The sequence below is a fragment of the Streptomyces sp. NPDC087845 genome, assembly GCF_044742755.1.
Taxonomy (GTDB): Bacteria; Actinomycetota; Actinomycetes; order Streptomycetales; family Streptomycetaceae; genus Streptomyces.
In genome coordinates this window covers 86,873-113,196 of the sequence record NZ_JBIUVC010000022.1, presented here as the reverse complement: position 1 = coordinate 113,196, position 26,324 = coordinate 86,873, and the positions used below count along the sequence as shown (strand labels likewise).

23 protein-coding genes and 6 pseudogenes are annotated in these 26,324 nt (G+C 68.0%); 12 read left to right on the top strand and 17 right to left on the bottom strand.

Annotation, left to right across the window (positions count from 1 at the left end; genetic code table 11):
* The first annotated feature begins 163 nt into the window (after window positions 1-163).
* A complete protein-coding gene (locus ACIOMQ_RS36470) occupies window positions 164-706 on the top strand; it encodes an aromatic amino acid lyase (protein WP_402192046.1) in 543 nt (180 codons plus the stop codon).
* Window positions 703-1,641, top strand: a pseudogene (locus ACIOMQ_RS36465) (aromatic amino acid lyase). Before ACIOMQ_RS36470 ends, ACIOMQ_RS36465 begins: the two are co-directional and overlap by 4 nt.
* Before the next feature lie 234 nt (window positions 1,642-1,875).
* Here the strand turns inward: ACIOMQ_RS36465 and ACIOMQ_RS36460 are convergent.
* From ACIOMQ_RS36460 to ACIOMQ_RS36430, 7 genes are all read right to left on the bottom strand, one after another.
* Entirely contained in the window at window positions 1,876-2,091 is a 216-nt protein-coding gene (locus ACIOMQ_RS36460; RefSeq protein ID WP_402192044.1) for a hypothetical protein, read from the bottom strand.
* Between the two features lie 899 nt (window positions 2,092-2,990).
* Window positions 2,991-3,335 carry a hypothetical protein gene (locus ACIOMQ_RS36455; protein WP_402192041.1) on the bottom strand — a complete coding sequence of 115 codons (345 nt, stop codon included), beginning with the start codon at window positions 3,333-3,335 and terminating at the stop codon, window positions 2,991-2,993.
* 108 nt (window positions 3,336-3,443) lie between these two features.
* Window positions 3,444-4,211: an SDR family NAD(P)-dependent oxidoreductase gene (locus ACIOMQ_RS36450; RefSeq protein ID WP_402192039.1), complete on the bottom strand. Its 768-nt coding sequence runs from the start codon at window positions 4,209-4,211 to the stop codon at window positions 3,444-3,446.
* Between the two features lie 1,307 nt (window positions 4,212-5,518).
* Complete coding sequence (gene thpR, locus ACIOMQ_RS36445; RefSeq protein ID WP_362211691.1) at window positions 5,519-6,115, bottom strand: RNA 2',3'-cyclic phosphodiesterase; 597 nt, start codon at window positions 6,113-6,115, stop codon at window positions 5,519-5,521.
* Between the two features lie 771 nt (window positions 6,116-6,886).
* Window positions 6,887-7,090: a hypothetical protein gene (locus ACIOMQ_RS36440; RefSeq protein WP_401759839.1), complete on the bottom strand. Its 204-nt coding sequence runs from the start codon at window positions 7,088-7,090 to the stop codon at window positions 6,887-6,889.
* A gap of 247 nt (window positions 7,091-7,337) precedes the next feature.
* Entirely contained in the window at window positions 7,338-8,072 is a 735-nt protein-coding gene (locus ACIOMQ_RS36435) for an NUDIX domain-containing protein (RefSeq protein WP_401271239.1), read from the bottom strand.
* Window positions 8,073-8,303: 231 nt separating this feature from the next.
* Complete coding sequence (locus tag ACIOMQ_RS36430) at window positions 8,304-8,714, bottom strand: Rid family hydrolase (protein ID WP_362211684.1); 411 nt, start codon at window positions 8,712-8,714, stop codon at window positions 8,304-8,306.
* Between the two features lie 395 nt (window positions 8,715-9,109).
* Between ACIOMQ_RS36430 and ACIOMQ_RS36425 the strand changes: the two genes are divergently transcribed.
* Entirely contained in the window at window positions 9,110-9,289 is a 180-nt protein-coding gene (locus tag ACIOMQ_RS36425; RefSeq protein WP_402128937.1) for a hypothetical protein, read from the top strand.
* A complete protein-coding gene (locus ACIOMQ_RS36420) occupies window positions 9,286-9,519 on the top strand; it encodes an HAD family hydrolase (protein WP_401759848.1) in 234 nt (77 codons plus the stop codon). Before ACIOMQ_RS36425 ends, ACIOMQ_RS36420 begins: the two co-directional genes overlap by 4 nt.
* Before the next feature lie 308 nt (window positions 9,520-9,827).
* On the opposite strand, the gene ACIOMQ_RS36415 is transcribed toward ACIOMQ_RS36420, so the two are convergent.
* Entirely contained in the window at window positions 9,828-10,493 is a 666-nt protein-coding gene (locus ACIOMQ_RS36415; protein ID WP_402192037.1) for a hypothetical protein, read from the bottom strand.
* Window positions 10,494-11,126: 633 nt separating this feature from the next.
* Here ACIOMQ_RS36415 and ACIOMQ_RS36410 point away from each other — a divergent pair.
* Complete coding sequence (locus ACIOMQ_RS36410) at window positions 11,127-11,936, top strand: hypothetical protein (RefSeq protein ID WP_402192034.1); 810 nt, start codon at window positions 11,127-11,129, stop codon at window positions 11,934-11,936.
* A 422-nt stretch (window positions 11,937-12,358) separates the two neighbouring features.
* On the opposite strand, the pseudogene ACIOMQ_RS36405 reads toward ACIOMQ_RS36410, so the two are convergent.
* A pseudogene (locus tag ACIOMQ_RS36405) lies at window positions 12,359-12,941 on the bottom strand (class I SAM-dependent methyltransferase); the annotation flags it as partial.
* Window positions 12,942-13,028: 87 nt separating this feature from the next.
* Between ACIOMQ_RS36405 and ACIOMQ_RS36400 the strand changes: the two are divergent.
* Window positions 13,029-13,633 (top strand): annotated as a pseudogene (locus ACIOMQ_RS36400) (helix-turn-helix domain-containing protein).
* A gap of 299 nt (window positions 13,634-13,932) precedes the next feature.
* On the opposite strand, the gene ACIOMQ_RS36395 reads toward ACIOMQ_RS36400, so the two are convergent.
* Window positions 13,933-14,070: a hypothetical protein gene (locus ACIOMQ_RS36395; RefSeq protein ID WP_401271222.1), complete on the bottom strand. Its 138-nt coding sequence runs from the start codon at window positions 14,068-14,070 to the stop codon at window positions 13,933-13,935.
* A gap of 877 nt (window positions 14,071-14,947) precedes the next feature.
* Window positions 14,948-15,229, bottom strand: a complete 282-nt coding sequence (locus ACIOMQ_RS36390) for a UTRA domain-containing protein (protein ID WP_362211669.1) — start codon at window positions 15,227-15,229, stop codon at window positions 14,948-14,950.
* Window positions 15,230-15,368: 139 nt separating this feature from the next.
* Here ACIOMQ_RS36390 and ACIOMQ_RS36385 point away from each other — a divergent pair, with 139 nt between their 5' ends.
* The 3 genes from ACIOMQ_RS36385 to ACIOMQ_RS36375 all read left to right on the top strand — a co-directional run bounded on the left by ACIOMQ_RS36385 (window position 15,369) and on the right by ACIOMQ_RS36375 (window position 19,415).
* A complete protein-coding gene (locus tag ACIOMQ_RS36385) occupies window positions 15,369-16,160 on the top strand; it encodes a tyrosine-protein phosphatase (protein ID WP_362211666.1) in 792 nt (263 codons plus the stop codon).
* A 71-nt stretch (window positions 16,161-16,231) separates the two neighbouring features.
* Window positions 16,232-17,557 carry an MFS transporter gene (locus tag ACIOMQ_RS36380; protein ID WP_362211663.1) on the top strand — a complete coding sequence of 442 codons (1,326 nt, stop codon included), beginning with the start codon at window positions 16,232-16,234 and terminating at the stop codon, window positions 17,555-17,557.
* Between the two features lie 67 nt (window positions 17,558-17,624).
* Window positions 17,625-19,415 (top strand): glycoside hydrolase family 3 protein, encoded by a 1,791-nt coding sequence (locus ACIOMQ_RS36375; RefSeq protein WP_402192032.1) that lies wholly within the window; start codon window positions 17,625-17,627, stop codon window positions 19,413-19,415.
* Window positions 19,416-19,546: 131 nt separating this feature from the next.
* On the opposite strand, the gene ACIOMQ_RS36370 is transcribed toward ACIOMQ_RS36375, so the two are convergent.
* The gene (locus ACIOMQ_RS36370) at window positions 19,547-19,777 is read right to left on the bottom strand and encodes a transposase (protein ID WP_402192030.1); all 231 of its coding nucleotides are present in this window, start codon (window positions 19,775-19,777) and stop codon (window positions 19,547-19,549) included.
* 493 nt (window positions 19,778-20,270) lie between these two features.
* Here ACIOMQ_RS36370 and ACIOMQ_RS36365 point away from each other — a divergent pair, with 493 nt between their 5' ends.
* Window positions 20,271-20,393 (top strand): hypothetical protein, encoded by a 123-nt coding sequence (locus ACIOMQ_RS36365; RefSeq protein ID WP_402192027.1) that lies wholly within the window; start codon window positions 20,271-20,273, stop codon window positions 20,391-20,393.
* A gap of 29 nt (window positions 20,394-20,422) precedes the next feature.
* Here the strand turns inward: ACIOMQ_RS36365 and ACIOMQ_RS36360 are convergent.
* The 3 genes and pseudogenes from ACIOMQ_RS36360 to ACIOMQ_RS36350 form a co-directional block, all read right to left on the bottom strand.
* Window positions 20,423-21,639, bottom strand: a protein-coding gene (locus ACIOMQ_RS36360) for an IS3 family transposase (protein WP_401938260.1) whose coding sequence is annotated in 2 segments (ribosomal slippage) — window positions 20,423-21,387 and window positions 21,387-21,639 — 1,218 coding nt in all. Because the reading frame shifts where the segments join, the coding sequence is not laid out codon by codon here.
* Between the two features lie 381 nt (window positions 21,640-22,020).
* Window positions 22,021-22,314 (bottom strand): annotated as a pseudogene (locus ACIOMQ_RS36355) (IS630 family transposase); the annotation flags it as partial.
* Between the two features lie 269 nt (window positions 22,315-22,583).
* Window positions 22,584-23,189 carry a TetR/AcrR family transcriptional regulator gene (locus tag ACIOMQ_RS36350; protein ID WP_402192025.1) on the bottom strand — a complete coding sequence of 202 codons (606 nt, stop codon included), beginning with the start codon at window positions 23,187-23,189 and terminating at the stop codon, window positions 22,584-22,586.
* A gap of 83 nt (window positions 23,190-23,272) precedes the next feature.
* Here ACIOMQ_RS36350 and ACIOMQ_RS36345 point away from each other — a divergent pair, with 83 nt between their 5' ends.
* Both ACIOMQ_RS36345 and ACIOMQ_RS36340 read left to right on the top strand, forming a co-directional pair.
* Window positions 23,273-24,760, top strand: coding sequence for a carboxylesterase/lipase family protein (locus ACIOMQ_RS36345; protein WP_402192023.1), 1,488 nt, complete (start codon window positions 23,273-23,275; stop codon window positions 24,758-24,760).
* Between the two features lie 126 nt (window positions 24,761-24,886).
* Window positions 24,887-25,309: pseudogene (locus tag ACIOMQ_RS36340) on the top strand (ATP-binding protein); the annotation flags it as partial.
* 171 nt (window positions 25,310-25,480) lie between these two features.
* Here the strand turns inward: ACIOMQ_RS36340 and ACIOMQ_RS36335 are convergent.
* Together ACIOMQ_RS36335 and ACIOMQ_RS36330 are read right to left on the bottom strand one after the other, a co-directional pair.
* Window positions 25,481-25,858, bottom strand: a pseudogene (locus tag ACIOMQ_RS36335) (ATP-dependent DNA ligase); the annotation flags it as partial.
* A gap of 35 nt (window positions 25,859-25,893) precedes the next feature.
* Window positions 25,894-26,292, bottom strand: coding sequence for a GNAT family N-acetyltransferase (locus ACIOMQ_RS36330; RefSeq protein WP_362211643.1), 399 nt, complete (start codon window positions 26,290-26,292; stop codon window positions 25,894-25,896).
* Window positions 26,293-26,324 lie beyond the last annotated feature (32 nt).

Sequence of the window (26,324 nt, the reverse complement as noted above, 5' to 3'; positions counted from 1 at the left end):
GGCCGGCCACCCGGCCGCAAGAACACCCGGCCAACCCCACGCCACGACGTGCACACGGCCAGCAAAACGGACCCTCCAAAGCGACGAACGAAGAAGCCAACGACCCCACGTCCACGCCGCACAGGTTAAAGATCAAGTTAGATACAACCGATCCGAGGAGGTAATGGCATTGCCACACACCGACGCCCACGTCCGGCACACCGACACTGTCCTCATCGACGGACGCACACTGTGCTGCGCCGACATCGAGCGGATCGCTCGCGGCGATGCGGCGGTGCGCCTCGATGACAAGGCGCGCAAGCGCGCGCAGGAGGCGTGGCAGCTCGCCGAGCACACCGCCACGCTGCAGCCCGTGTACGGCCGTACCACGGGCGTGGGCTCCAAGCGCCACGAGAAGGTCGACGAGGCCGACGCCCGCGGCCATGGACTGCGCCTGCTGCGCAGCCATGCCGCGGGGGTCGGCCCCCTCCACTCGCCCGGGCGGGTGCGGGCGGCCCTGGCCATCCGCCTGAACCAGCTCGCGGCAGGCGGGTCCGGGGTGCACCCCCGTGTCCTGGAGGCCCTGGAAGGAGCGCTGCGCCGCGGCGTATTGCCCGTGGTGCACCAGTACGGCACCCTGGGCTCGGCCGACCTCACGGCACTGGCCGAGATCGCCCTCACCTGGCTGGAGAACGCCCGTGGGCGCAGGGCGACGCGCCGCCCGTGAACCTGAGCACCGGTGACGCGCTTGCCTTCATGAGCAGCAGCGCGGTCACCCTGGCCGGATCGGTGCACGCCGGCTCCGAGCTGCGGCAGCTGCTGCGTGCCAACCATGCGGTGACAGCCCTGTCCTTCCCCGCGCTCGGCGGCAACGCGGAGGCGTATGCGGCAACCGTGCACCGGGCCCGCGCCCATCCGGGACAGGTGCACTGTGCGGCCGAGATACGCAGGCTCCTCGCCCTGGACACGCGGCCCGCGCCCGGCCGCCGCATCCAGGACCCGTACGGACTGCGCGCGTTCCCCCAGGTCCAGGGCCCTGCCTTGGAGAGCCTGGACCACCTGGAACGCGTCCTGAACGTCGAGATCAACGCCCGCGCGGAGAACCCCCTCGTCGACACCGACGAACAGACGGTCTTCCACCACGGACACTTCCACACCGCGTAAGTGGCCACCGCACTCGACCAGGTCCGCGCCACGGTCCACCACGTGGCCGCCCTGTCCGCCACGCTGCTGCGCCACCTTGCCGAACCGGCCATGACCGAGCTACCGCTGTACCTGGCAGAGGCGCAGACGGGCAGCTCCGGAGTCATGATCCTTGACTACGTCGCCCACGACGCGCTTGCGCGGATGCACGAGGCGGCCAGGCCGGCCACCCTCGCCAGCGCCGTCGTCTCCCGCGGGCTGGAGGACCACGCAGGCTTCGCATCACACGCAGCCCGGCTGGCCGAGACCACGGTGGAGGCATTCCGGCAGGTGCTCGCCTGCATACTCGTGGTCGCCGTACGCGCGCTGCGCATGGACGCCGCGGAGCTGCCCGACGTTCCCGCAAGGGCAGCGTACGAGCTGGCCGCGGAACGGCTGCCCGCAGATCTTGAGGATCGCTCGCTCACGGAAGATGTCTACAGCGCGGTGAATCTCCTTCCGCGGCTCGCGGCCATCTGACGCCGCTACTCATCGTCGAAGCAGTCAACTACTGATGGCCACGCGGCGGCGGCCTGCCGGGCGCGGACCTGCTCCCGCCCATGCCCGCGAGCCCACGCCCTCGACGTCACGTCCTCGTGCAGCCGCTGCTCGGTGGCCGCACGGCGCTCCGCCTCGGACGCTGGTCTTCTGGATCCGGATCCGACACCGACCGGCGAGTTGTTCGACGATGGCCCCCGCTCCGGTGGGGCCATGTCATGTCCGACGGTCCTCCGTGTCCCTGCTCGGGCGCCGGCGGCCGCGTGGCGTCGACGTCGACACAGGCCCGGCCCCCGGGTACAGCGCGGGCTCGGTCACCGTGCACGTTGCGCGCAGCGCGTCGAGGACGGCGTGCACGGCCTGGTCGTCGCCGACGATCCGCGCTTTGGCGATGCCGGGCAGCAGAGCTGGATGCTCGCGGCGGCCGCGCATCAGTCACCCCTGCGCGGTCCGGGTGGTCAGCTGTGCCGACGCGGACTGGCGGCCGCGAGGAGTCCTGCGCGTGTTCCCCTCGTCCCAGGTTCGCGGGGACCATGCGCCCATGAGCAGTGTGCGCAGGGTGGGGGCGGTTGCCGCTACGGTGGCCGCGGCGTTTCAGGGTTCAGGCCACCATCAACTCAGGCCTGGTGAGCTTCCGCCTGGAGGTCCACCGGCTGTGCAACGGGAAGACTGGCGTCCATTGCCACCGATGTCGCCGCCCCGTCAGCCGCCGGGTCCTCCACTGCCAAAAGCCCCACCATTGTCATCCTTGGGTACGTCCCTTGGCGAAGAGGGCCGGTTGATCTCATATGGGCTGAGACCTTCCCCGAAATCATCTGCAGCCCTCAAGTTTTCGCCGCTTCGGGAGGAACGTTCGGCCCGTGGCCCCTGCTGTCGTGCCCGAGACCGACGGCGCGCGTCCCACCAGACGAGGCCAAGCAGAACAGCGACTACGACCACTGCTATACAGACGGGGAAAATCCAGCGCACAGCCGAAGCTGCCAGCGTGATGTCACTGATGGACACCTGGCTCACAAGGTGGCTCATCCGGCCCACGTCCTTCCTGAGGGGAGTCCACCGCTCACAAAGCGAAGCAGAGGGTTCCGCTCATTGGAGAGAGCCCACAATGGCTGGAGCCCTGCGAAACTCCAATCCCGCCGCCCTGGCGAGATCAATCTCGCGGGCCCGCCTGAATTGGACGTCCGGCAAAGCTCAAGCTCCCTGACAAGTCTACGGCGGGGAGCGTACGGGGGACCGCTCAGTGCGCGGCGGGTGTATCAGCGGCTGGAGAGCCATCTGCACGAAAGTGAATGCCCGCCTGCGCCGATCTCGGGTGATGGCATTCCACCGTTCTAGGGCTTGTGGTCCGGCACTGACTCGGGCAGTCCTGCGTACCAGCCCTGGACGGCCAGCCAGAATCCGGCCAGTACTATGGCGACGAGCGCGACCCGGCCTGCGTAACCGGCAACGGACGGCTCGATCATCCATCGCCGGGGCAGCAACCAGGCCGACAAAGCGGCTACCACTCCGGTGAGAACGGTCAGTGGAAGCTCCGCGTACAGCACGCTCCAGTCCGGTCCTGCTTCGAATCCGGCGCGCGCCCGGAGTTCGGCATCCGCGGCCCATCCCAGCAGCCCGACGAATCCACCGGCCAGGGCCACCCCGGTACCACTCAGTGCTTCAATGCGTTCCCTCATGATCACTGGAGACGCCGGCTACTTCGTGAGAGTTCCCGGAGAACCGGAACATTCCTCAAGCGGGCACTGCGCCGCCGAGGCCGACCCGGCCTGTGCCGACCTCGCGGTTCACGAGCTCGGGAACAGGGGTCCGCCCGCCATGAGGCCGCCGTCGGCCAGGAGGATGTGCCCGGTGATGTAGCTCGCCTTGTCCGAACCCAGGAACTGGACGGCCTCGGCGATCTCCTCCGGGGTACCCGCCCGGTGCATGGGCAGCACCGAATCGACCGCGGCACGAGCCGTATCGTCGCCGGTGAACCGCTCGTACATAGCGGTCCGGGTGAAACCGGGCGCGACCGCGTTGACCCGGATACCGTGAGCGGCGCCTTCGAGTGCGGCCGCCTTGGTAATGCCGACGACGGCGTGCTTGCTCCCGACGTACAAGGTCGCCCCGGGATAACCCATCAGGCCGAAGCTGGAGCTGACGTTGACGATGCTGCCGCCGCTCTGTTCCCTCATGACGCGGAACTCGTGCTTCAGGCACAGCAGCGTTCCCTTCACGTTGGTGTCGAAGGTGGCCTGGTAAGCCTCGTCGGTCACCTCGGTGACAGGGCCGGGTGTTCCCTCGGTGCCGGCGTTGTTGAAGGCGACATCGATCCGCCCGAACCGTGCCACCGCGCGGTCGACGAGGTCCTTCACCTCGGCGTCGAAGCGGACGTCGGCACGCACGAACTCGGCCCGGGCACCGAGGTCGGAGAGTTCTCCGGCAAGCTGTTCGCCCACGTCCTCGTGGCGGCCGGAGACCACGAGGCTCGCGCCTTGACGGGCGTAAGCCAAGGCGGTGGCGCGGCCGATACCGGTGAGCGCGCCCGTGATGAGGACAACGGGATCAGACATGTCGAGAGTCCTTCCTGCAACCACCCAGGTGAACGCCGGGCAAGGGGTTCGGAACCACACGACACTGGGTTCCTCTTCGGGCTGGGACGTAACTGCCGGTACGCCCGCAAGGAGCCTGTCCCAGCCGAAAGGCAGCCGCATCGGCCCCAACCGCCGCATGCATCGAACGGCGGCACTCGATGACCCGTATGGCCCACGGACGGCGGCCAGGACGGACAACCCGCAGGCGGTCACACGGGCGAAAGGCGAACGCCTCAAGCCCCCTGGTGACATCAGAACAAACTGACGTCGCGAACTCGCTCAGCCAGTGGTGATGGGACTCCTTGAAAATGGCACTGGCCGCTGTTCCGTGAATCCCCAGGCCAGCCTTGGGAACGGGGGATCGATTCGACAGGGTGTTTGCTGCTGTGGCGAGCGAGTTGGTCGAGGCTGTGCTGTATCCCGGGATCGACGTGCGCGTGGAACGCGTCAGCGACTCCTCCGATGTCCTGGTGATGGAGGCGGTAACCACCGGCCAGCCGGGCCGGTGGCCAGACTGCGGGAAGCAGGCATTGACGCGTACACAGCTCCTACCAGCGCGCCCTGGATGAGCGGCCGTTGGGCTCCCGTCAGGTCGTGGTACGGCTACGGGTGCGCCGGTACTTCTGCGACCGGAAGAGCTGTTCCCGCTGGACGTTTGTCGAGCAAGTGCCGGGCCTGTCCGAGCGGCACCGCCGGTCAAGTACCGGGCCGACTGGCTGGCTGCGATCGATCGCGATCGAGCCGGGCGGCCGTCCCGGCCGCCAACGGTGAACAGCACGCCGTCGCGCTGGGCCGGGATGACGATCGCGCCCACCGGCTCAAAGACCTTGCCCCGGCGCACCAGCGCTGCGGTGGCGGCCTGGGCATCCTTCTCGTCCAGCAGGATGTGAGTGCCGGCCACTTCCAGCACGGCCCCGCCATCGCCCGTGAAGCTCAGCCGACCCCGCAAGACAACCCGACCGCCGTCCTCGCCCAACAGTGGTGAGGACAAAGTCACCGGCCGCGTGTTGCCACCCCAGGCCGCATCCTCTTGGCCGGCATCCCTCACATCGTGTGGCCCTGGATCGGCGGCCACGGCATTCTCACCGGCCCCTGAGCACGGCGTACTCACGCAAGACACGAAACGGGGCGCGGGCGAGGACGGACAGGTGGCTCGTCCGGGAGCATGAAGGCTGCCTCACAAGTGCGGGAGGAAACACAGAGCCGTGATCCGCCCAGCGCTTGACGCGCGAGCTCTGCGGGAGACATCGAGGTGATCACGCCTCCCCAGGCCGCCGTCGGTTTGTTCAAGATCCAGTGGAGTTCCCGTTGCCAAGGGCCCAAGCCTCGATGTCGCGGTAGTGGATCGGTCCTCGGCTACGGCCGACGTTGCTGCCGACCAGGTGCAGACGTTCGGCAGGCCACTGACACCCGGCGAATCCGGCGATCCTCTCGGCGATTTCTCCTGCCGAAGCTCGATCCCCTCGGCGGGCACGGGCCAACGTCAGATGGGGACGCAGGGGTCGATCCGCGAAGGCGACACCGCAGTTCTTGACGGCAGAACGCACATCGGCCGCGAGCCTGTGCAGCTCATCGAGGTCTCCGTCGATTCCGCTCCACAGCACCCGGTCGTCGAAGTCTCCGCTGCCGCGCAGCGCCAGACAGAATGGCTGGTGGCCCGCCGCGAGGTTGGCGAGAGGCGGGCGCAGGAGCGGAACTGTCTCGGCCGGCAACTCCCCGAGGAACGCCAGGGTGATGTGCCAGTCCTCGATGCGGTTCCACCGCATGTGAGGGTGTGTGTCACAGGCCGGGCGCAACTCCCGGGCCAGTTCTTCTTTCGCGTGATCGGGCGGGGCGAGCGCAATGAACACGCGAACAGTCGCGGGCTGAGTCTGATCGTTCACACCGGACTTCGTACCGCACCCGGTGGTGGATGCGATGACCCGGGTACTCCAGGAGAGGAGCTCGCGGTCGCGATGCTGAGGAATCCACTTCCGGCGGGCGGCGACAAGGCCGAGTCGCTACACGGAATGAACCCGCCCGGTCGGCATCCCTCGGTGCCAAACCGGGGTCGGCACCGATCGCGACGATCGCGCGGTCCAGGCGGTGCATTTCGCCCGCGGTCAGCTTTGAAAGTTGGGCCAGGGCAGGCTCGACCAGGACGGGGCGGGCACGGCGCGGTACGTGGTCAGGCGACACGAGGCGGCTCACCGGCGAGGTGTTCCAGATGAGCGTCGCGGACGTTTCCCCACAGCACTCCGGTCTCGGCCGTGGAGCAGCCGTGGACGGCGATGCCCTCCAGCACGGAGGCGAGGACGCCGACCTTGGCGCGCTGGTCGGCCGCCTACGCACGGACGGCTACGGCCGCGTGGTCGCCGAGGGCCTCACGGTCGGATACAGGCGCGGCAGCCGACTGCCCGCTCATCCAGGGCTCCCTGGATGTGACCTGGCGTGTGTTACTACGGAATCGCCGCAGCCCGGACACCGGGGCTCGGTTCGCCGCACCCACCCCGGTCCGGCAGTCCGGGGGCCGGGCCGGGCAACGTGACACCAGCAGAAGGGACGCGGGACAGAAGCAGCGTGACAGCGCAGTAGGACTGGTGATCGGTTCGGGAGCGTGCTCCCAACTCTCCGGTCTCAATGAAGTCTGGCCAGTCTCAGCGCGGTTTCACAGATCATTGTTCGTCCCACCAGAGTTTGAGCACCCGCATCGACCAGTACCGCTCGTCCGATCTCACCGGACCCGGCGGTTTCTCACTCGCCTCACCCGGCACCCGGCCGAATCCCAGCATGCGCCAGCTGGTGACCACCTCGACACCGACCACCACCACGCCACCACCACCGGACGCGAACCCATCCTGACCATCGGCGACCAGCACTCGGCCCGTCGCGGGCTGATCGTCTCCGGCTCGGCGGGCACCGGTAGGACCACCGCCATCACTCAGCCGGGCAAAAACTACGACGCCGGCAAATGACTCCGGCGCCGGCGCGACCACACCGTGTGGCACAACCTCATGCCCGAGCAGGGCGGACGCCTGGAACGACTCGGTATCCGGCCGCTTCCCGCAGCACCGCAAGAGACCCCCGCGATGGCCGGCGGCAACTCGGGGGCATTCGAGCGGGGAGTCACAGTCCTGCGTCAGTACGTCGCACGCGACGGCACACGTCATGGAGCGCTCCCACATCGGACGGTTTGTCCTCCAGGGCCAGGAGCACAGCGTGAGGCGGGGAGTGTGGATCTCCCACACCAAAACAAGACGGCACAGGCTGAGCGAACCGCAGCGTGCCGCTCTGGCCGTCCTGGGGCCGGAGTGGGCCGCGTAGCGCCCGTGGAACGAGATCGAGCCCCGGGCTGTGGATGGGGGCACTACTGGATGGCTCCTCCTGATTCACGTTCATCCAGAAGTCGGGCCAGAACTGAAACTCATGAACACAGCTATGACGGGGGCGTGTGCGCAGCCCCGGTGGGGCTGCCGCCGTCATGCGAGGCGCCCGGTCCTGCGTTACTCGCTCAGCCCCACGACGCCCCAGCCCCGCCGGGTGGCCTCGGTCAGAACGCGCCCCCAGTCCTCCAGGAGGTCGGTGAACGCGTCGAAGTACCCGACCCACCCATTGGCTACGGCTGCGTGTCTGCGCTTCGTTCTTGGTGATCAGGCCGCCGTCGAAGAGGAAGTTGACCAATGGGGGTCGGCCGTCGGGCTGCTCCGGCACCCAGTCGACGACCAGCAGCCGGCCCGGCGTCAGGTCGAAACCGAGCTCCTCCTTGATTTCACGCTGGACTGCCTGCCGCGGGTTCTCTCCCATGTCCAGTCCGCCGCCGGGGATCTCCCAGGTGTCGTCGCGGTAGGACGGCTGGACCAGGAGGATGCGGCCGGCGACGTCGTGGATGATCGCTCCTGCTCCAGCGATGTGTTTGGGCAGGGAGGCGTAGTACTCGGCGGGAGGCAGATGCGCGGTGCTCGTGGAGCGGAACGCTATCCGTACCCGCCCGCGCGACTCGGAGAGCGCTGACCGCAGCCTGTGTTCCTCGACGGCCGGCTGTCCTTGCAGACGGCCGGCCGTTCCGCGTTCGCGGTGTCCTTGGAAGAGGTCTCAAGAATCGAGCACGGCGGCGACGGCCTCGATCTCGACGAGTTGGTCGTTGTAGCCGAGCACGGTGACGCCCATCAAGGTGCTGGGGACGTCATGGTCAGCGAACAAGTCCCGGACCACCTGCCAGGCAGCCACCAGGTCCTCCTGCCGGGCCGATGCGACGAGGACCCGGGTACTGATGACGTCCTGCAGTGACGCGCCTGAGGCAGATAGAGCAGTCTGCATATTCTCCATGGCTTTCGCTGCCTGGCCCGCGTAATCCCCGATCGCTGCTGTGGAGCCGTCATCGTTCAGCGGACACGCCCCAGCGAGGAAGATCAGGCGTGACTCGGCGGGCGCCGTGGCCGCGTAGGCGTACTCGGCGATGTCGGACAGGGAGGCGGAGCGGATCAGAGTGATGGCACGAGCCACGGTCGTCGGGTCCTTTCCCATCGGATGTTGAGCGCGAACATCTTACCGACGGCCAGTTGGCTCCTGCCTTCCCTTTTTCACGCCGGCCCCACGGCAATGCAGCCATTTCTGCTCGACATTCACGAACGGCTGATCGCCAACTGACTCCGGAACCCATCAAGAAAAGCTGTTCCCAAGGATCGACGCAGCCAGCTGGCTCTGTACACGTCGAGGAGCAGCGTCTCTAGAGCAGTTCAGTTTCTGGCACACATTTCGTGAAGGTCGTTGCCGGCTTTCCGCCGAACAGCAGGCTCCGCGCCGACGAGCTTCGCGAGCACGGCCAAGCCCTGCCCGGCGCTGCGAACGCTCTGTCAGCGGCCGCCGCGCTCGGAGATGTGACGCAGACCGTTGGAGATGTGGCGCTGCCCGTTGTCACCGGCAACGTCCGGTCGGTCGCCGAGACCAAACTCGCCGTGTTCGGCCTCGACACCCGCATCCGGTTCCCGTTCGGCGGCTACGCCGAAGACCACAAGGAACGCGCCGAGCCGGTACGCATCGCGATGCAGCGGACCAGCCGCCATCTGGGCATCCCCTGACCGCAGACGATGTCCTGCTGGTCGGAGACACAACCGCCGATGTCGCTGCCGGCTTCGCAAACCGGGTGCGCGTCCTGGCAGTCAGCACCGGCCGCTCCACCGCCGCACACCTCTGCGAGACCGGCGCCCCACTCGTTCTTCCCGACCTCGAAGAGGCGGAGCCACTGCTCGGAGCCCTCGCGGTAACGAATCGGGGTCAGGACGGTTCCTCAGGCAGCCCAGCCCGGTAACTGCCCAGTGCCCCGTCCGGACTCTCGACCGAGTGACGGCTGCGGCCGCGTTCCGCACGCGGTGACGCCCTCATCCACATCTCTGCCGCAGCACGTGTCGCAGACCGGTCAGTACGTCGTCGCTGTACGGACGAGACCCTGAACATGGCAGATCACGGCCGAAACGTTTTCGGGATGACGTTTCCGGGGTGGGAAGTTGGACGTGTACTTCGTGAAGCGGCCTCTGGTGGAGAGATACGCGACGCGATCGTCGCCCTCGACGAACGAAGCGCCGCCCGAAACGAGACCATCGGCTCCTGCTGAGGGTCTCAGCCCAGTGGATAGCCGATCTCCGCGATGCACCCCTCAAGGCTGGCAAGCGTGACCTCGGCGCTCAACGCGCCGACCACGCCTTCGGTCAACGGGCGTGAGGAAAATACGTGCCGAACGGCCTCCAAGGCGACCGGGACCTCGTAGTAGTCCTCAGCCCACCGCTGAAACGCTTCCGCCGAGCGGTCCATCAGCAGATGGAACAAGTATCCGGCGCCGTCCGGATCTCCCGCGGTCTCCTCGGGGAAGTCGATCGTCCCCGTCTTCCAGGCATCGTCCCCCGTCTCCCGCCATATGCACGCAGTGATGACGGGCATCCCGTCCTCGTCCGAGAACGCGGGCTCCTCAACATACGAACGGAAGACCTCAGGAACATCGTCGAGCACGCCGGGCCATGGCCCGTCCTCTGCATAGGGGCTCATGGATGATTCGTGATCGAACCCACGAACATAGGCGCCCGCGGCCGAGAAAACGATCGAGTACTCGTCGCCCGACCCGCTACGCATCGAGGCCATCGACGCCTGCTCGGACCAATGGGCATCGAAGGAGTAGCAGCGGTCTGCCGAGTCGGGACTCAGCACCGCCTCCAGCATCGCCATGGAACGGCAGTGATCTCGAAGGGCGGCTATCTCGGGCAGACGCCGAGCGACGTCATAAACGGTCACGCGCACATCCAAGCGCATGCCTCTGACACTCGGGGGTCTTGACCGGTAGCTGTATTGCCACCGCCACGCGGTTCTGGCGACGCTTCCGTCACCAGTCCTCTGCCCAACTCTGGACCTCGACGCCAGCCGGTGAGACCCGAACCCATAGAACCTGTGGAACGGGGAGACCTGCGGCGGGGGCATGGTCAGTGACAAATGCCTGCAAGGGCCCACGCTGGCCGACGAAGGTGTCCGTCCCCTGCAGGGGGGACACCCTTCTCATGTGAGGGCCGCGCGCAGGATCGCGCCGGACAGAGGGCCATCCGCCAACCAGGAATTGAAACCGCCATCTTCTGTCCACAGATGCCCTGAGTAGCCCTTGCATGGAGGGCTGAAAACGATCGCATTACCGGACCGTCGGATGGGGAGGCTCCCGCAGCTATCAGCGGAAAGTGATCAGGTGGATACATGCGGTGGAAACAAGAGTTCGAGAAGGTTGGGCTGATACTCCATGGGATCGGTGCTCAGCTTCAGCATGAAGCCAGCGGTCTGCCGGCCCTGCGTCAGCAGGGCCACAAGACGCTGGAAACCGTCCAGGCCGGAACAACCGGGCTCCGCGAGGAGAACCGAGAACTACGCCGCAGGCAGGAACGGATGCTCACCGACCTCGCCGACACCCGCGCCGACATCGGTGCCCTGCGTCTGGAGCTCTCCCAAGGGCTGCAGTCCTTGTTGATGGCCCTTCCCGCAGAGCAGCCCTCCCCCGAAACGGGAGAGCCTCCGGCGACGGGCGGCGAAGAGCAGCAGCCGGAGAGCAGGACTCGACCATCGGCCAGTGACAGTCCCGAAGAGGAGCTCATGAACCAGAACGCCGCCGACGGCCAGGACCGCACGGGCAGTACGGGTCGCGTCGAAGGTGACCGCAGTGAGGCGTTGGATGGTGCTGCGCTGAAGGCGGCGTCAGAAGATGTCTACCAAGAAACGGCAACGACGCGCCATCCTCTGTCGGCCATCCCTCAGCAGGGACGGCAGCACGAAGAGGCAACCGCCCCGGCTCCCTCGCCGGAAGTCCTGCACGGAGCACGGCTGATGAAGGCGGCCGGAGTTGCCCTCGCCGAGCTCGTCTGCCACCGCGACACCTGGGAGTACCTCACCGGGCTGAGCTCCAACCAGACCCACTTCCGTACCCCACCCTCCGTGGATGACATCAAGGACGGACGTGTACAAGCAGCCCTCTCCGGCCGTTCCTTGATTGCCCTGCTCATCGCCCTTTGGGAAACGCGCGATCAGGCGGACCCGCTTACTGCCGACTGGGCACTGGCCGCCACCGCCTACAGCCGGATTGCCACGGAACTCGACACCGTCACTAGCGGAACGGGACAGCGCACCGTCCGCATCGTCCTGGACGACGGCATTCACGCCGCCGAGTCAGCTGCGCAGAAGGGCACCGAGACGGCCGGCTGATCTACGGGCGGTCTTTCGAAGCACGGCAGCTTCGCAGCATTTACGGACCGGATCTGGTGGAGTGAGCCGAAGCTCAGGAGTTGTCACCGGCAGGCCGGATGAGCCGGCGAATGGGAGTGGTCGAAGCAGCCTGGTTGCCACAAACGAGGCACCCGGCTTGTCACAAGTGCTCGTTCAGCAGCCTTTCCGTCAACAGAAAAGAAGACGCCGCGCGGGTCTGGAGGATATCGACGTCGCAACTACACCGTTGATCGTATGGCGGGGCAGCGGCCCCGACTGGTCCACACGCGGGCATAGTGACCGCAGAGATGATCAAGTTCGCCGCCGCTCAAGTCGGGGGCGATCCGGTGTGCGCACCGAGGTGCCTGACCCGGTCCAGGCCGTGATACGAGACTCTCGGGTGATCCGCCGCGATGCTCGGGCCCGTCTGGCCCGGCTACGATCCGGCGGGGTGCGTCGGCCCGCTCGACCGTCCATGTCTCCGGTGCCAGGTCGATACCCGCGACAACTTCCCGCGGGCTCGGGTAGCGGATGTCGGGATCCTGGTTCCACGACCACGGCGCGGCCGAGCCGTGGCCGACGACCAGCAGCCGCCCGCCCAGGCGCAGTGCGTGCGCGGCCGAGCGCAGGACGGTTGCCCGGTCCAGGTCAAAGGGGGTGTGCAGGTAGTGGGCGCAGACCAGGTCGAATCCGCTGGGCGGGAAAGACTTGTGCAAGTCGGCCCGCACGGTGGTGACGCGGTCACCCAGGCCCTGTGACCGGGCGAGGGCGGCAAGCCGCTCGACCGCCACGGCCGAGATGTCGGCGGCGGTGACCTGCCACCCCAGGCGGGCGAGCCACAGCGCGTCGCCGCCGTCGCCGCATCCGAGGTCCAACGCGTCACCGGGCGACAGGCCCGTCACCGCCTCGGTGAGGCGGGCATTCGGCTGCGGGTTGCCGGCTGCCGGCTGCCGGTCGGGCCGCGTAGAGGCCGTCCCAGAACGCGACCGCATCAGTGGTGCTCATCAAGACTCCTTGTGTCGGTATGCACCCAGTCTTGCCAGGCACCCCACGACCTGGCACGAAATCTTGCGGTTACGACAAGATGGCCTGATGGATCGCAAGACGGACGACGACGTGCTTGACGCGGTGGGGCCGCGGCTTCGTGCGCTGCGTCGTGACCGCGGCATCACCCTCGCCGCCCTCGCGGCGACGACCGGCGTGTCGGAGAGCACTCTGTCCCGGCTGGAGAGCGGGCAGCGCCGGACGAGCCTGGAACTGCTGCTGCCGCTGGCCCGTACCTATGACGTTCCGTTGGACGACCTCGTGCCCCGCGCACTGGCGACCCCTGGATACACCTCAAGCCGATCAGGCGGTTTGGGATGACGTTCGTGCCCCTGTCCCGGCGACCGGGCGGTGTGCACGCGTTCAAGATGATCACCCCCGCCCAGCAGGAACCACTCGAACCGACCCCGCAGACCCACGAAGGCTTCGAATGGCTCTAAGTGCTCAACGGACGCCTGCGGCTCGTGATCGGCGAGCACGACCTGACACTGCCGCCCGGTGAGGCAGCCGAGTTCGACACGTCCCTGCCCCACTGGCTGGGCAGCGCCGACGGCGGCGTGGTTGAGCTTCTCATCCTGTTCGGCCTGCAAGGAATGCGTGCGCACGTACGCACCGACCCTCATCGATCGCCGCAGGCCGGGAGCCGACGGTGAACTCAGCGAGAGATTCTGTATGCGCGTCGGTGACGTCGGCCTTTTCGAGGAAGACGACCAGGTCGTGGTCGCTGTAGGCGACGCCCGGGGATCTCACGCCGAGCAGCCGGCCACAGCGATCGACAACGGGCCGCGGCCTCCCCGGTGACAACAAGCCTGCCTATGTGACAGCTATCGTGCTTCGGCTCACGGAGGTTCAGCGGCCCGCGGTGCTGTGCGGCGATAATAGGCCAATCTCGGGGCAGTCGATTTCGGTGAGCTCCACCAGGAGGCCGGGGGCACGGAACGGCCGCGGTCCCTCAAGTACATCTTCTGGAGTCCTTCGGCGTCGATTTTTGCAGTTGCTGCTTGGTAGCGCCGACGGCCTGCGCGTCGAACAGCCGGGCCGCGTACGGCAGCGGGACGTGACTCTGCTGCTGTGCTTCGGGGAAGGCCATGACCGCAGGATCCTGCGATGCACCTGTGGATACGGCCTTCCAGCGGCATTCGGTGGAGGACCCGGCCCAAAGGCCTGCGAAGCCCGGCCGGGCCTCTTCCTCTTCTTCTTCCTGTTCCTGTCTCAGACTGTGGCGTTTCTTCGGATACAGCCGCGAAGGCCCTGAGCACTCCCTCGTGACGGGCAGCAATCACACATCTGCCGCCCCGGCGGACGTAGACGCGGATCGCGTCCCGCTCGAGGTCTGTGCAGTCGTTCTCCGTACCTCGGTACCGGGTCTGGCAGGAGCACGGCAGGTACCTGCCGTGCCCGTGGCACAGGGCGGGTGTGTCCCGGCCAGTGCTCGCCGTTGAGCGCAGTCGTCAGACACGCGCGCAACCTGTATCTGCGAGGACGCGACCCGATGGAGCCGGGTTTGCAGCCATCCCAGGAGTCCAGCGACCGCTTTGTCGGAGCCGTGGTGTTGCTTGACGAGGAACCCGACCTGCGCTCGGGCCGACTTCGCCGCCTACTGGGCGCACCGCGCACGGCTCGACCGCTGGGCGGCCGCGCTCTACGACCGGTACAACCTGCTGCCGATGCCGACCACGCCCACCACCGCTTGGCCGGCCGACGGCCCTGACGTGGCCACGGCGGTATGCGAGCGGGCTCTTCCGATCTCTTGCACAGCGGTTCAACAACACAGGCCACCCCGCCATCAGCATCCCCACCGGCATCGCCCGGACGGCCCGCCCCTCGCTGTCCGGCTCATCGCCCCCGCACCACCGCGAGGACTTCGCCCGCACCGCCACCCGCACCATCGAATCGGCGTACGGCACCCGCTGCCCGCCGGCCTTGGCCTGAGCCCCGCAGAATGTCCGGGCAGCCCGCTTGGTTCCTCAGCCTTCCCCGTCCGGGCGGAAGTTGAGGACGAAGCGGGCGCGTTCGCCGTTGATGCGGCGTCGCACAAACAGCACGGGCTGCCCGCCGGGGGCGCAGCTCACGCCTTCGCGGACCAGGAGCGGGGTGCCCGCGGGGACGCCGAGCAGGTCGGCGTCGCCGATGTCGGCTCCGATGGCGCTGAAGGCCCGCCAGTCGTATTCCAGGACGACGCCGGCGCTCTGGGTCAGGACCCGGACGCCTATGAGGTCGCCACGGCGACGACCTGCTCGATCACACACGAAGGCGGCCCGGCGGAGCGCCCGTTCATCCAAGGTTCAGCGGACCGACCACTGAGTTCTACACAGAACCCCACAGCAGGCATGTAGACATCTAGATGTCTTACTTGTTCTGTGAAGTGACCGACTCAGGAAGGCTCCCATGCCGCTGCTGAACTTCCGCGACCCCGCCTCCGTCGCCGACCTCCGGGGCGATCGCATCCGCACGGGGATCCTGTTCCGCTCCGCCCAGCCCGATCCCGTCGCCGACGCCGGCACCATCGGGGAGCTGCTCACCCACGGCATCCGCGTCGTCGTGGACCTGCGCAGCCCCGACGAGCGCGACGACGAGTGGGCGGCCGCCGAAGAGGCGGGCATCAGCGTCGTCCGGGCGCCCATCGTTCCGGACGGCACGGGCGCCGTCGCCGGCCCGGACATCGCCTCCCTGCGGACCTCCGCCGACCTGGGCCGGTTCTACGCCGACCTTGCCGAGTCCGCCCCCACGGCCGTCGCCGACACGGTCCGGGCCGCCGCCGGACCGGGCGCGGCACTCGTGCACTGCGCCGCGGGGAAGGACCGCACCGGTTTCCTGGTGGCACTGCTGCTGGAACTCGCCGGAGTGTCCGACGACGGGATCGCCGACGACTACGTCCGTACGGCCATGGCGCTCCCGGAGATCCTCGCCGCGCTCTCCACTCGGCATCGCATCGCGCTGAACGCCGGTACGGCCGACGGCGCGGGCGGCGACGAGGGGCACGGAACGGCGGGACGGCCGGTCGTTCCCGCACCACTGCTCCAGGCCCCGCGGGAGGCGATCGAGGTCTTCCTGAAGACAATGCGGGCCCGTCACGGCAGCGCCGAGGGCTTCCTGTTGAGCTGCGGGGCCGAGCCTGCGGTCATCGACCGTTTCCGCGCCAAGGCTGCCCTGCCCACGACCGCCTCTGCGGCTCCCTGACCTGCCCACTCTCCCACTCCCCCACTCCCCCACTCCCCCGTCGCCCTCCGCCCGACAGGAGAACCCCTCTCATGACCGACATCCTGCGCAAGACCCCCGCCCCCGAACCCCTGCCCCCCGACCGCCTTCCCCAAGGCGAGGTCCCTGCTCCACGCCGGGTCATCGCCGGGCTGGTCTTCACCGAGCTCCTCATCGGGATCGGGTTCGCCATGCCTCTGGTCGCCTCCCTCAGCCTGAAGGTCAACGAGATCGCACCGGACGCCAAGGAGAGCGTGCTGGGCACCGTCATGGCGGCAGGGGCCGTCGCCGCGTTCGTCCTCAACCCGGTCTTCGGCCACCTGTCGGACCGCACCGTCGGACGCTTCGGCAGACGCAGGCCGTGGATCCTCGGCGGTCTCGCCGCGGGGCTGCCGGCCACCGTGGTGATGGCCACGGCAAGCTCGGCCGCCCAGCTGATGCTGGGCTGGGTCCTCGCCCAGGCCGCGTACAACGCGGCCCTCGCCGCCCTCGCCGCGGTAATCGCCGACCGGGTGCCGGCCACGCAACAGGCCACCGTGTCCGGACTGTTCGGAGCCGCCCAGTTCGCCTCCGTCTTCCCCGCCTTCTTCCTCGTCGGCCTCATACCCGACAACACGGCGGCCCTGCTGCTGATCCCCGGCATCGCCGGTGCCGCAGGCGCCGCCGTGTCCTGGACCCTGCTGCGCGGCGAGAAGGCCGTCCCCGCCGAGGAGCGGCGCCCGGTGAGCCTGCGCTCGGTCTTCACCAGCCTGCTGTTCGACCCCCGCACCTCCCCGGCCTTCACCGCGGTCTGGCTGCAGCGCTTCCTGCTCCAGGGCGCCAACGCCCTGATCGGCACGTTCGGCCTCTACTACCTGATGTCCCGCCTGGAGATGTCGACGGCCGAGGCCGCCGCCCTCGTCTCGGTCACCGGCATGTTCTCCGTCGTCGGCAACGTCGTCGCCGCGGCGGCGTTCGGGAAGCTGGCCTCCCGCACCGGCGCCTACCGGGCCTTCGTCGTCGCCTCCGGCCTGCTGATGGCCACCGCCATGGTCATCAAGATGCTGTCCGCGTCCGTGTGGCCGATCTACCTCTCCACCGCCGTCGCCGCCATCGGCCTCGGCGCCTTCTACGCCGTCGACATGGCCCTGGTCCTGCGCGTCATGCCCACCAGCACCGACGCCGCCCGCTGGCTCGGCGTATTCAACATCGCCAAATCCCTGCCGCAGTCCATCGCCCCCCTGCTCGCCCCGCTCCTCCTGGACCTCGGCACGGACCCGATCGGACCGGCGACCGACGGCAAGAACTACTTCGCCCTCTACCTCGGCGGGGCTCTCGCGGCACTCGCGGCCGTGGCCCTGACCCCGCTGATCCGGCACCCCCGCCTCGCCCGCGACTGACACCCTGCCACCACCGCATCCCCCGGCATCCCCCGGCATCCCCCGGCATCCGACGAAAGGCACGACCGTGACCTCCCGCCTCCACCACCACGACGGCACACCGTTTCGCGACCTCAATCACAACGGCACCATGGAGCCGTACGAAGACCCCCGCCTCCCCGTCGACGACCGCGTCGACGACCTCCTCGGCCGGATGACGCTCGAGGAGAAGGCCGGTCAGATGTGCCACGGCCGGATGGCCGCCGGCGACAACGGCTTCATGCCGTCCGGTGCCGACCTCATCGCCGAACGGCACATCACCCACTTCGCAATGATCCAGGTCCCCTCCGCAGGCGCCATGGCCGCGTGGAACAACCACGTCCAGGACCTCGCCGCCGCCACCCGCCTGGGCATCCCGGTGACCCTCTCCTCCGACCCCCGCCACGGATTCACCGCCAACCCCATGACCGCCCACACCGACGGCGGATTCAGCCCCGGCCCCGAACCGATCGGCCTGGCCGCGACCGACGACCCCACGCTCGTCGAGAAATTCGCCGCGGCCGCCGCCGGGGAACTGCGTTCCGTCGGAATCCGCGTGGCCATCCACCCGATGGCCGACCTGGCGACCGAGCCGCGCTGGGCCCGTATCAGCGGCACCTTCGGCGAGGACGCCGACCGTGCCGCGCGGATGCTCGCCGCCTACATCCGCGGCATGCAGGGCGACACCCTGGGGCCGGACAGCGTGGCCTGCATGACCAAGCACTTCCCCGGCCACGGCCCGCAGGCGGGCGGGGAGGACTCCCACTTCGCCTACGGCAAGTACCAGGCCTTCCCCGGCGACAACCTCGAATACCACCTCAAGCCCTGGGAAGCGGCCTTCGCCGCCGGCACCGCTCAGGTCATGCCCTGCTATTCGATCCCCACCGGCAGCGGCCTGCCCGAGGTCGCCGCGAACTTCAACCACGAGGTCATCACCGGGCTTCTCCGCGGCCGCTACGGCTTCGACGGCGTGGTGTGCACCGACTTCAACTCCCTTACTGGCATGGAGATCCCCGGAATCGTCCGGCTCCCGCCCCGCAACTGGGGAGTCGAGCACCTTTCCCTCCCCGAGCAGGTCCTCATGCAGCTCGACGCCGGCGTCGACCAGCTCGGCGGCGAGACCCGCCCCGACTGGATCGTCGACGCCGTCCGCTCCGGCGCCGTCAGCGAGGAACGCATCGACACCTCCGTACGCCGCATTCTGCGCGACAAGTTCCGCCTCGGCCTCTTCGACGACCCCTATGTCGACACCGACGCGGCAAGCGCCCTGGTCGGCGCGGCCGAGACCCGTCGCCTGGGCCGCCGGGTCCAGCTGCGTTCCCTCGTCCAGCTCACCGACCGTGCGAAGACACCGACGGCGCTGCCCGAAACACCGGCCCTCTACGTGGAGAACATCGCCCCCGAAGTCGCCGCCCGATACGGCCGTCTCGTCGACCGCCCGGAGGACGCCGACCTCGCGGTACTGCGTCTGACCGCCCCGTACGAGAAGCGAGACGGATTCCTGGAGCAGCATTTCCACGCCGGGTCCCTCGAGTTCCCCGCCGCCGAACTGGCCCGGCTGCAGGCGCTGTCCGCGACCGTCCCCACCGTGATCGACGTGCACCTCGACCGGCCCGCGGTCCTCACCGGGCTCGCCACCGGAGCGACACTGCTCCTCGGCAGCTTCGGCGCCGACGACGACATCGTCCTCGACGTGGCCTTCGGCCGCACGACCGCGGAAGGCACCCTCCCCTTCGACCTCCCCTCCTCCATGCGGGCCGTCGAGGACTCCCGCGAGGACGTCCCGTTCGACACCTCCGAACCGCTGTTCCGTTGCGGACACAGCGCGTTCGCGCACTGATGCCCTCCCGGTCACATCCCCGGGTGCAGCAGCGTCAGGCTCGCCTCTGTGGCCTACAGGACGGGCAGGCCGCCCTCCCCCAGGCCGAGCGGTTAGTACTGCAACCGTGCTTGGTGTGATGGTGGGGCAGTTCAGGGGCTGTGGCCTCGTCGTTTGTAGTGGCTGATGCGTGCTCGGTGTTGTGCTTGCCTGGGCCAGTGGGACCAGTGCAGTCTCGCGTCGGCCTGGGCCTGAAGCCGGGTGACGATCCGCGCCCACGTGCCATCACGCTGCCAGTGCCGGAACAGGTCGTAGACCCGGTCCCACGACCCGTACCGCTCCGGCACATCACGCCACGGCGCACCGGTCCGGTCCGCCACCATATGCCGTCTATCAGCTGCCGCCACGTCCACACCAGCGGTCGGCCCGGCTTGATGCCCTTCGGCAGCAACGGCTCCAGCCGGACCCACTTGCCGTTCGTCAGATCACCACGCCCCACAGGACGTGATCATTCGCGACCAAGATCCACTTCGACAACAGGCCCTAGCCAAGGACGTCCCCGCCAGGGGCAACAGGTGTTCACCGCCGTCGATCACCTCACCGACGAACCGCGCCCCAAAGGCGCGTTCGACAGCGTTGGCGTATTGCGCATCCATGTCGGGGTCTACCGCGTGACAATCGCCCCGACCTGCACGTTCACGCTAGACACCCCAGGCGTCGTCGCTGGCTGGCTGGCTGGCTGGCTGGCTGGCTGGCTGGCTGGCTGGCTGGCTGGCTGGCTGGCTGGCTGGCCTACCGTCACCAGCGCTGGCCCGCCTCCGTCAACCCCCACCTGCTGGTCAGCCGGAAAACCTTACTCGACCCGGTCACCCAGCCGTGCACAGGGGCACCCTGCGCCAGGTCCTGCCCAAGGGACCGACCCTCGACAGGCTGCGCCAAGACCGCATCCTCGACGAAGCCTTCGCCACCGGCGATCCGCTCAAGCTCATGAGGCTCTGAGGCGTCCCCCGGAGTGTGGACACAGGGGCTCATGCCGCGATTGAGAGATTAGCTGCTCGCAGATGCTGCTGTTCGAACTCCACCGGTGAGAGGTAATTGAGGGCGCTGTGGCGTCTGCGGGCGTTGTAGTAGCTCAGCCACTGGAAGATCTCCAGCCTCGCTTGACGCATTGTCGAGAACAGCCTCTGGTGCATCGTCTCCCTCTTGAGGCCCTGCCAGAACGACTCGGTGAGGGCGTTGTCGTAACTCGAGCCGACCCGGCCCATGCTCCTGCGGATTCCGAAACCGTCGCAGACCTGCGCGAATGCGGCAGCGGTGTACTGCGAGCCCCTGTCCGCATGAAAGATCACGCCGTCCACGTGGCCGCCGCGGGCCGCCACCGCCATCTTGAGGGCGTCGATGACCAGCCCGGCCCGCATATGGTTGGCCATCGAGTAGCCGAGCACCCGGCGTGAGTAGATGTCCAGGACGCAGGCGAGATACAGCCACGACCCGCCGACCTGCACATACGTGATGTCACCGCACCACTTCTCGTCCAGCTGCCCGGCGGAGAAGTCACGTTGGACGAGGTCCGGGACAGGCGGTGCGAGGCGGTCCGGGACCGTGGTGCGTTTACGGCGCCGCAGATGGAGGCCCTCCAGGCCGTGCTTGCGCATGAGCCGCTCGACGCGCTTGCGGTTCACTGCGTGTCCCAAGCCCCGCAGCTCAGCATGGACACGCCGCACTCCGTACGTTCCCTTGTGGTCGGTGTGGATCTCGCGGATCTCCGCGGCCATAGCCTCGTCGGCGGCCTGCCGCACCTCGCGGGCCTTCGCGCCGGCGATCCACCGGTAGAAGCCCGAGCGCGAGACCTGAAGCACCCGGCATATCCGCTGCACGCCGAAGTCGGCCCGGTTGTCGGAGATGAAGCCCCAGCGGAGGGTCATGCCCTCATCTCCTTCGCGAAATACTGGGCCGCTCGCCGCAGGATCTCCCGCTCGAGTTCCCACTCCTTCTCCGCCCTGCGTAGCCGGCCGTTCTCCGCCCGCAGCCGGGCCAGTTCCTCATCCCTGCCCTCGGCAACCGGCTCATCGCGGTTGCCGCGGCCCGCCTGCTCATCGGCCTGGCGCACCCAACTGCGCAGCGTCTCGCCGGTCACCCCAACATCCGCCGCCACCGCCGCATACGTGCGCTTCCCACCCGCCGCGCGGTACAGCGCGACGGCATCATTCCTGAACTCCGCCGGATACGGAGACTTCCGTCCCACCAGGACACCCTTCCTTGGATCTGCAAGATCCATTGTCAGAGTGTCCACACCGCCGGGGTCGCCTCAGCTCTTCGGCATCACCGAACAAACCGCCATGCGCCATGTCGGCACCGTCTACCCGGAGCGCACCGCGAAGCTACCCAGGTAGCCGGCCCCGTCGTACCACCTCCTGACCCATCTCGCTTGAGCCGCGCCTACACCACCTCTCCCAGATCTGCCTCGCCAAGATGCTGCGTGCCGCTACCGATGCCGCCCCCACCGCCGGCGTCGCCCTCGCCCTGACTGCGTTGATCTCGGCAGCCTGACCGACCCCGCCAACGACGAAGGCCCGCATACCCGGCGAGTGCCGCTCGTGTGGTGCGCCGCAAATCACGAGCGTAACTATTCCTTTGATGGCTGGCTGGATGGGTTGATCTCGGCGAGGTAGTCGGCGAGGGATTTGAGGATCTCGTCGGCGGTCTTGATCCAGGCGAAGGGGCCGGGGTTGTTGTTCCAGTCGGCGAGCCAGCTGCGGATGTCTCGTTCGAGGGCTTGGACGGAGCGGTGGGCGCCTCGCTTGAGTTCCTTCTGGGTGAGCTCGGCGAACCACTGCTCCACGAGGTTCAGCCAGGACGAACTCGTCGGTGTGAAGTGCAGTTGAAAGCGCGGATGCGCCAGCAGCCACTTCTTGCTGGCGGTTTGTCGCCGTTCGGACGCAAGCACATCAATGTGATCGGCACCTACTCCTTCAGCGCACCCGATCTCGGCCCGACCGGCGTCCGCGAACTCTGTGGCCCCGACGCCGACGACGAAGACGACTGACAGCGATGAATTAAGTGAGCGCCTCCCGCCGGGATCTGACCCTACGACTGACAGTGCTCAGCGAGCCGGGAGCGGCGTTCTTGGGCTTCGTCGGTCTCAGCGGCCGTCCGTACCAGAACGTGACCGCCGGCGATTGGGTGCGGTCAGGTCTTGTTGATGAACAGTCGGTTGAGGTGCTGGTCGACGGCGGTCAGGGCCTCTTGGGGCCCGATCACGCTCAGTTCGATGAGCGGGGTCAAGCCAGTGAGTGTCAGGAGCAGGTTGGTCTCTGTCGCCGGGTCGCGGTCGGGGCTGATGTGGCCATCGGTGATTGCCTGGCGGACGATCTGCTCGATGAGGTCGCGGCCGTGAGTCAGCCCGTCGCGTGCGCGTGTATGGATGTTCGCGCTGTGCAGTGCCTCCAGGACGTAGGCGGCGCTCATCCGGCTCGTCGCGCGTGCGTCGGGATGTAGAGGGAGCATCTCCGTAAGCATCACTCGGAGCATGTCACGGGGGTGTGGTGGGTTGCCGAGTTCTCTGACGCCTTCGGCGACGCGTAGTGATGTCTGTTCGGACGCGAAGTCCATGGCGAAGACCAACATCTCTTCTCGGGTGGCGAAGTAGTGCTGCACCGCACCGTGGGAAATGCCTGCTTCCTGGGCCACTTCGCGGACGCTCGCGTGCGCGATGCCGCGTTGTTCCACTACGCGGCACAGCGCTCGGGCGATCGTCTCGCGGCGTTCGCGGTGATCCACCTGCTTGGGCATCATTGGCCTCCTCTATTTCAATACAGTTGACATATTACAGCTGACCGGTAAAAGCTGGGAGTCCGTTCGTGGAGGAAGGGTGTGGCATGTCCGAACAACCAAGAACACGGACTGCGGAGGGCCTCGTCGAAGGGTGCTGGCGGGGAGAGCATGCGGTGTTCCGTGGCATTCCCTATGCTCAGCCGCCGGTCGGGCCGCTGCGCTTCCAGGCGCCTGCCCCGGTCCAGGGGTGGGACGGGACGAGGCAGGCGACCGAGTTCGGCCCCGTGGTTCCTCAGGTGGGACCGACGGCCGAGAGCTCAGTCGGGAACGACTGGCTCACGCTCAACGTCAGCACCCCGGCCCTGGGGACGGCCGGGCTGCCCGTGCTGGTGTGGATCCACGGTGGTGCCTACATCGCAGGGGCCTCCAGTGATCCGATGTACGACCCTGCGGCCCTGACCAGCGCGGGCCTGGTCGTGGTGAGCATCAACTACCGGGTGGCAGTCGAGGGTTTCGCTCTTGTCGAGGGCGCCCCGGCCAATCGCGGGTTTCTCGACCAGATCGCGGCCTTGGAATGGGTGCAGCGCAACATCGCCGCTTTCGGCGGAGACCCTGACCTGGTCACGGTAGCGGGACAGTCCGCCGGGGCGGGGTCGATCGCGGCCCTGCTGACGATGGAGCGGGCACACGGGTTGTTCCGCAGGGCCATCGTGCACTCGGTGCCGGGATCGCTGTGCACCCGCGCGCTGGCGGAAGAAGTCGCCGCCACGCTCGCGGGCCGGGTCGGTGCGGCACCTGACGCTGAAGCCCTGTCCGGCATCGACCCCTTGCGCCTGGCCGGCGAGCTCACCGCCCTTGGTGTCGACCTTCCCGGCCACCGCAAGAGTTGGGGTCGGCTCTCGCAGATCGGTGTCGCCGTGTGCCCTGTCCTCGACGGCGTGGTGCTCACCGAAACGCCCTGGAGGGCGCTGGCCGGCGGCCGTACAGGCGGAATCGAGCTCCTCGTCGGCCACACCCGCGATGAATTCCGGCTGTTCAGCGTCATGATGGGGCGGCTGGGCACCTTCACTGAGGACGAGGCCCACACGGCCCTGGATCTGTTCGCCCCGGCACCAGACGGCGCCGACGCCTACCGTGCCGCCTACCCACAGGCCACCCCTGAAGAATTGCTCGAACTGGTGTACTCCGATGCCCTCTTCCGGATGCCCTCACTGAAGTTGGCCCAGGCGAACCAAGCGGCTGGAGGCACGTCGTTTCTCTTCGAGCTGCAACTGGCGGCTCCGGCGTCCGGCGGAGTCCTGGGCGCCTGCCACAGCCTCGACGTTCCCCTGGTGTTCGGCACGTTGGACAGCCCCGCCGGCCGGCACCTCTTCGGCGACCGCCCAACGCCGGAGGTCTCGGCAGTATCCCGGGAACTGCAGCGGGGATGGGTCCGCTTCGCCACGGCCGGCGACCCGGGGTGGCCCGCCCACCGGCCCGAGGGACAGCTGACTCGCGTCCTGGATATCGAGTCGAAGACCTTGCCTTACCCAGAAGAGGCCTCTCGCCAGGTCTGGGAGCGACACGACCCGGCTCCCTTTGACCTCACGTAGACGAGGAGCCTGTCTGCCTGGGTCTTCCCGACGGACGGGGCATGGAGTTGTCCATCATGGCCCCGGTGCCCCAGCTCAGACTCCAGCCGCAAAGTAGCGGGGGGTCACGTACTCACCGCGGTGGCCATCTCCGCTCGGTTCGACGGGATCGCGCCGAGCGATGTCGCGTACTGCCACCTCGAACCGGAAGAGACCGCTCCGGGGCGGGCCCGCAGGCCGGCCCGCCGGGCACTGAGCCACTGGGGGCTCGACGATCTCTCCGACTCGGTGGAGCTGCTGGTCAGCGAGGTAGTGACCAATGCGGTCCGCTACGCGGAGCGACCGGTGACGCTACGGCTGCTGCGCACCGACATCCTGCGTTACGAGGTCGGCGACGACACCCCGCAACTCCCCCGGCATCGCCGGGCCCAGGACATGGACGAGGGCGGCCGCGGCCTGCTCGTCGTGAACCGGCTGGCCCGGCGGTGGGGAGCGACACGGCTCTCGACCGGCAAAGTGGTCTGGTTCGAGTTGGGACTGCCGTCAAGTCGAGCGATTCGGACTGGTTGATGTGGGGACAGCCCACCGTGCGGATCCGAAATCTCGAAGTCGCCGAGGAGCGGAAGCAGCGGGTCCGTGAGCGGGCGGACGAAGATGTCGTGCCGGTCTGCCGGCCCGAGACAGGGGTGGCGGAACGGGTAGGACTGGCCCCTCGCTCCTCATGAAGTGGGCTCGTCCTGGTCATGTGATGCCGTCCGGGGCGAGGTCGGGGGGCAGGCGGTGCCGGGAGAGATGCCGTAGGAGCCCGGCCCGGGTGCGGGTCGCGGAGCGGACTTCGCCGACCAGCCGGGGCAGCGCCCACCGTGCTCCGGTTACTGCGGGCATGGTGTCGAAGGGGCAGGTGTCGGTCGCGGCGGCCTGGAGCAGGCGGGCAAGGGCCGTGCGTTCTCTGCCGCTCCACCCGGTACCGACGCTGTCCGTGTACCGCAGGCCACCGTCCTGCTGCCGCTCACCCACGAGGACTGCGCCGGGAAGTCCGGCGAGCCGGCCGCGGCCGGGCACCCACCCGCGGACGACCACGTCGACGGTGCGCACGTTGCGGATCTCGATCCTTCTCCGCACCAACCGCGTCCGTGGTCGGGGACGAAGTTGGTTCAGCGCAGAGCAATGAGCCCTGCGTCCGTCGGCCTGAAGCCGCAGGCGTTGAAGTAGAAGGGGCGCAGGTGCTCTTCGAAATCAACGTGGAGCCACTCGCAGTTCGCCGAACGGGCTCCTCGGGCCGCTGCGGCCACGAGTTCGGTTCCGACGCCGGTCTTGCGCAGGTCCTGAGCGACCATCGTGTCGAGGATGAAGGCATGGGCGCCACCATCCCAGGCGACGTTGGCAAAGCCCACCAGCCTGCCGGCCTTCCGCGCGCAGACCCAGCCGAGGCTGTGACGATGCACCTGTGTGTGCCAGTCGGTGAGCGTTGGGCCGTGCCCGAACGCCTCCGCATGAAGTGCGTTGAGACCTGTGTTGTCGAAGTCGCCGCGCCACTCATACGTGATCGTCATAGCCGTATCGTAGGTCGCTGGGCATCTCTGGA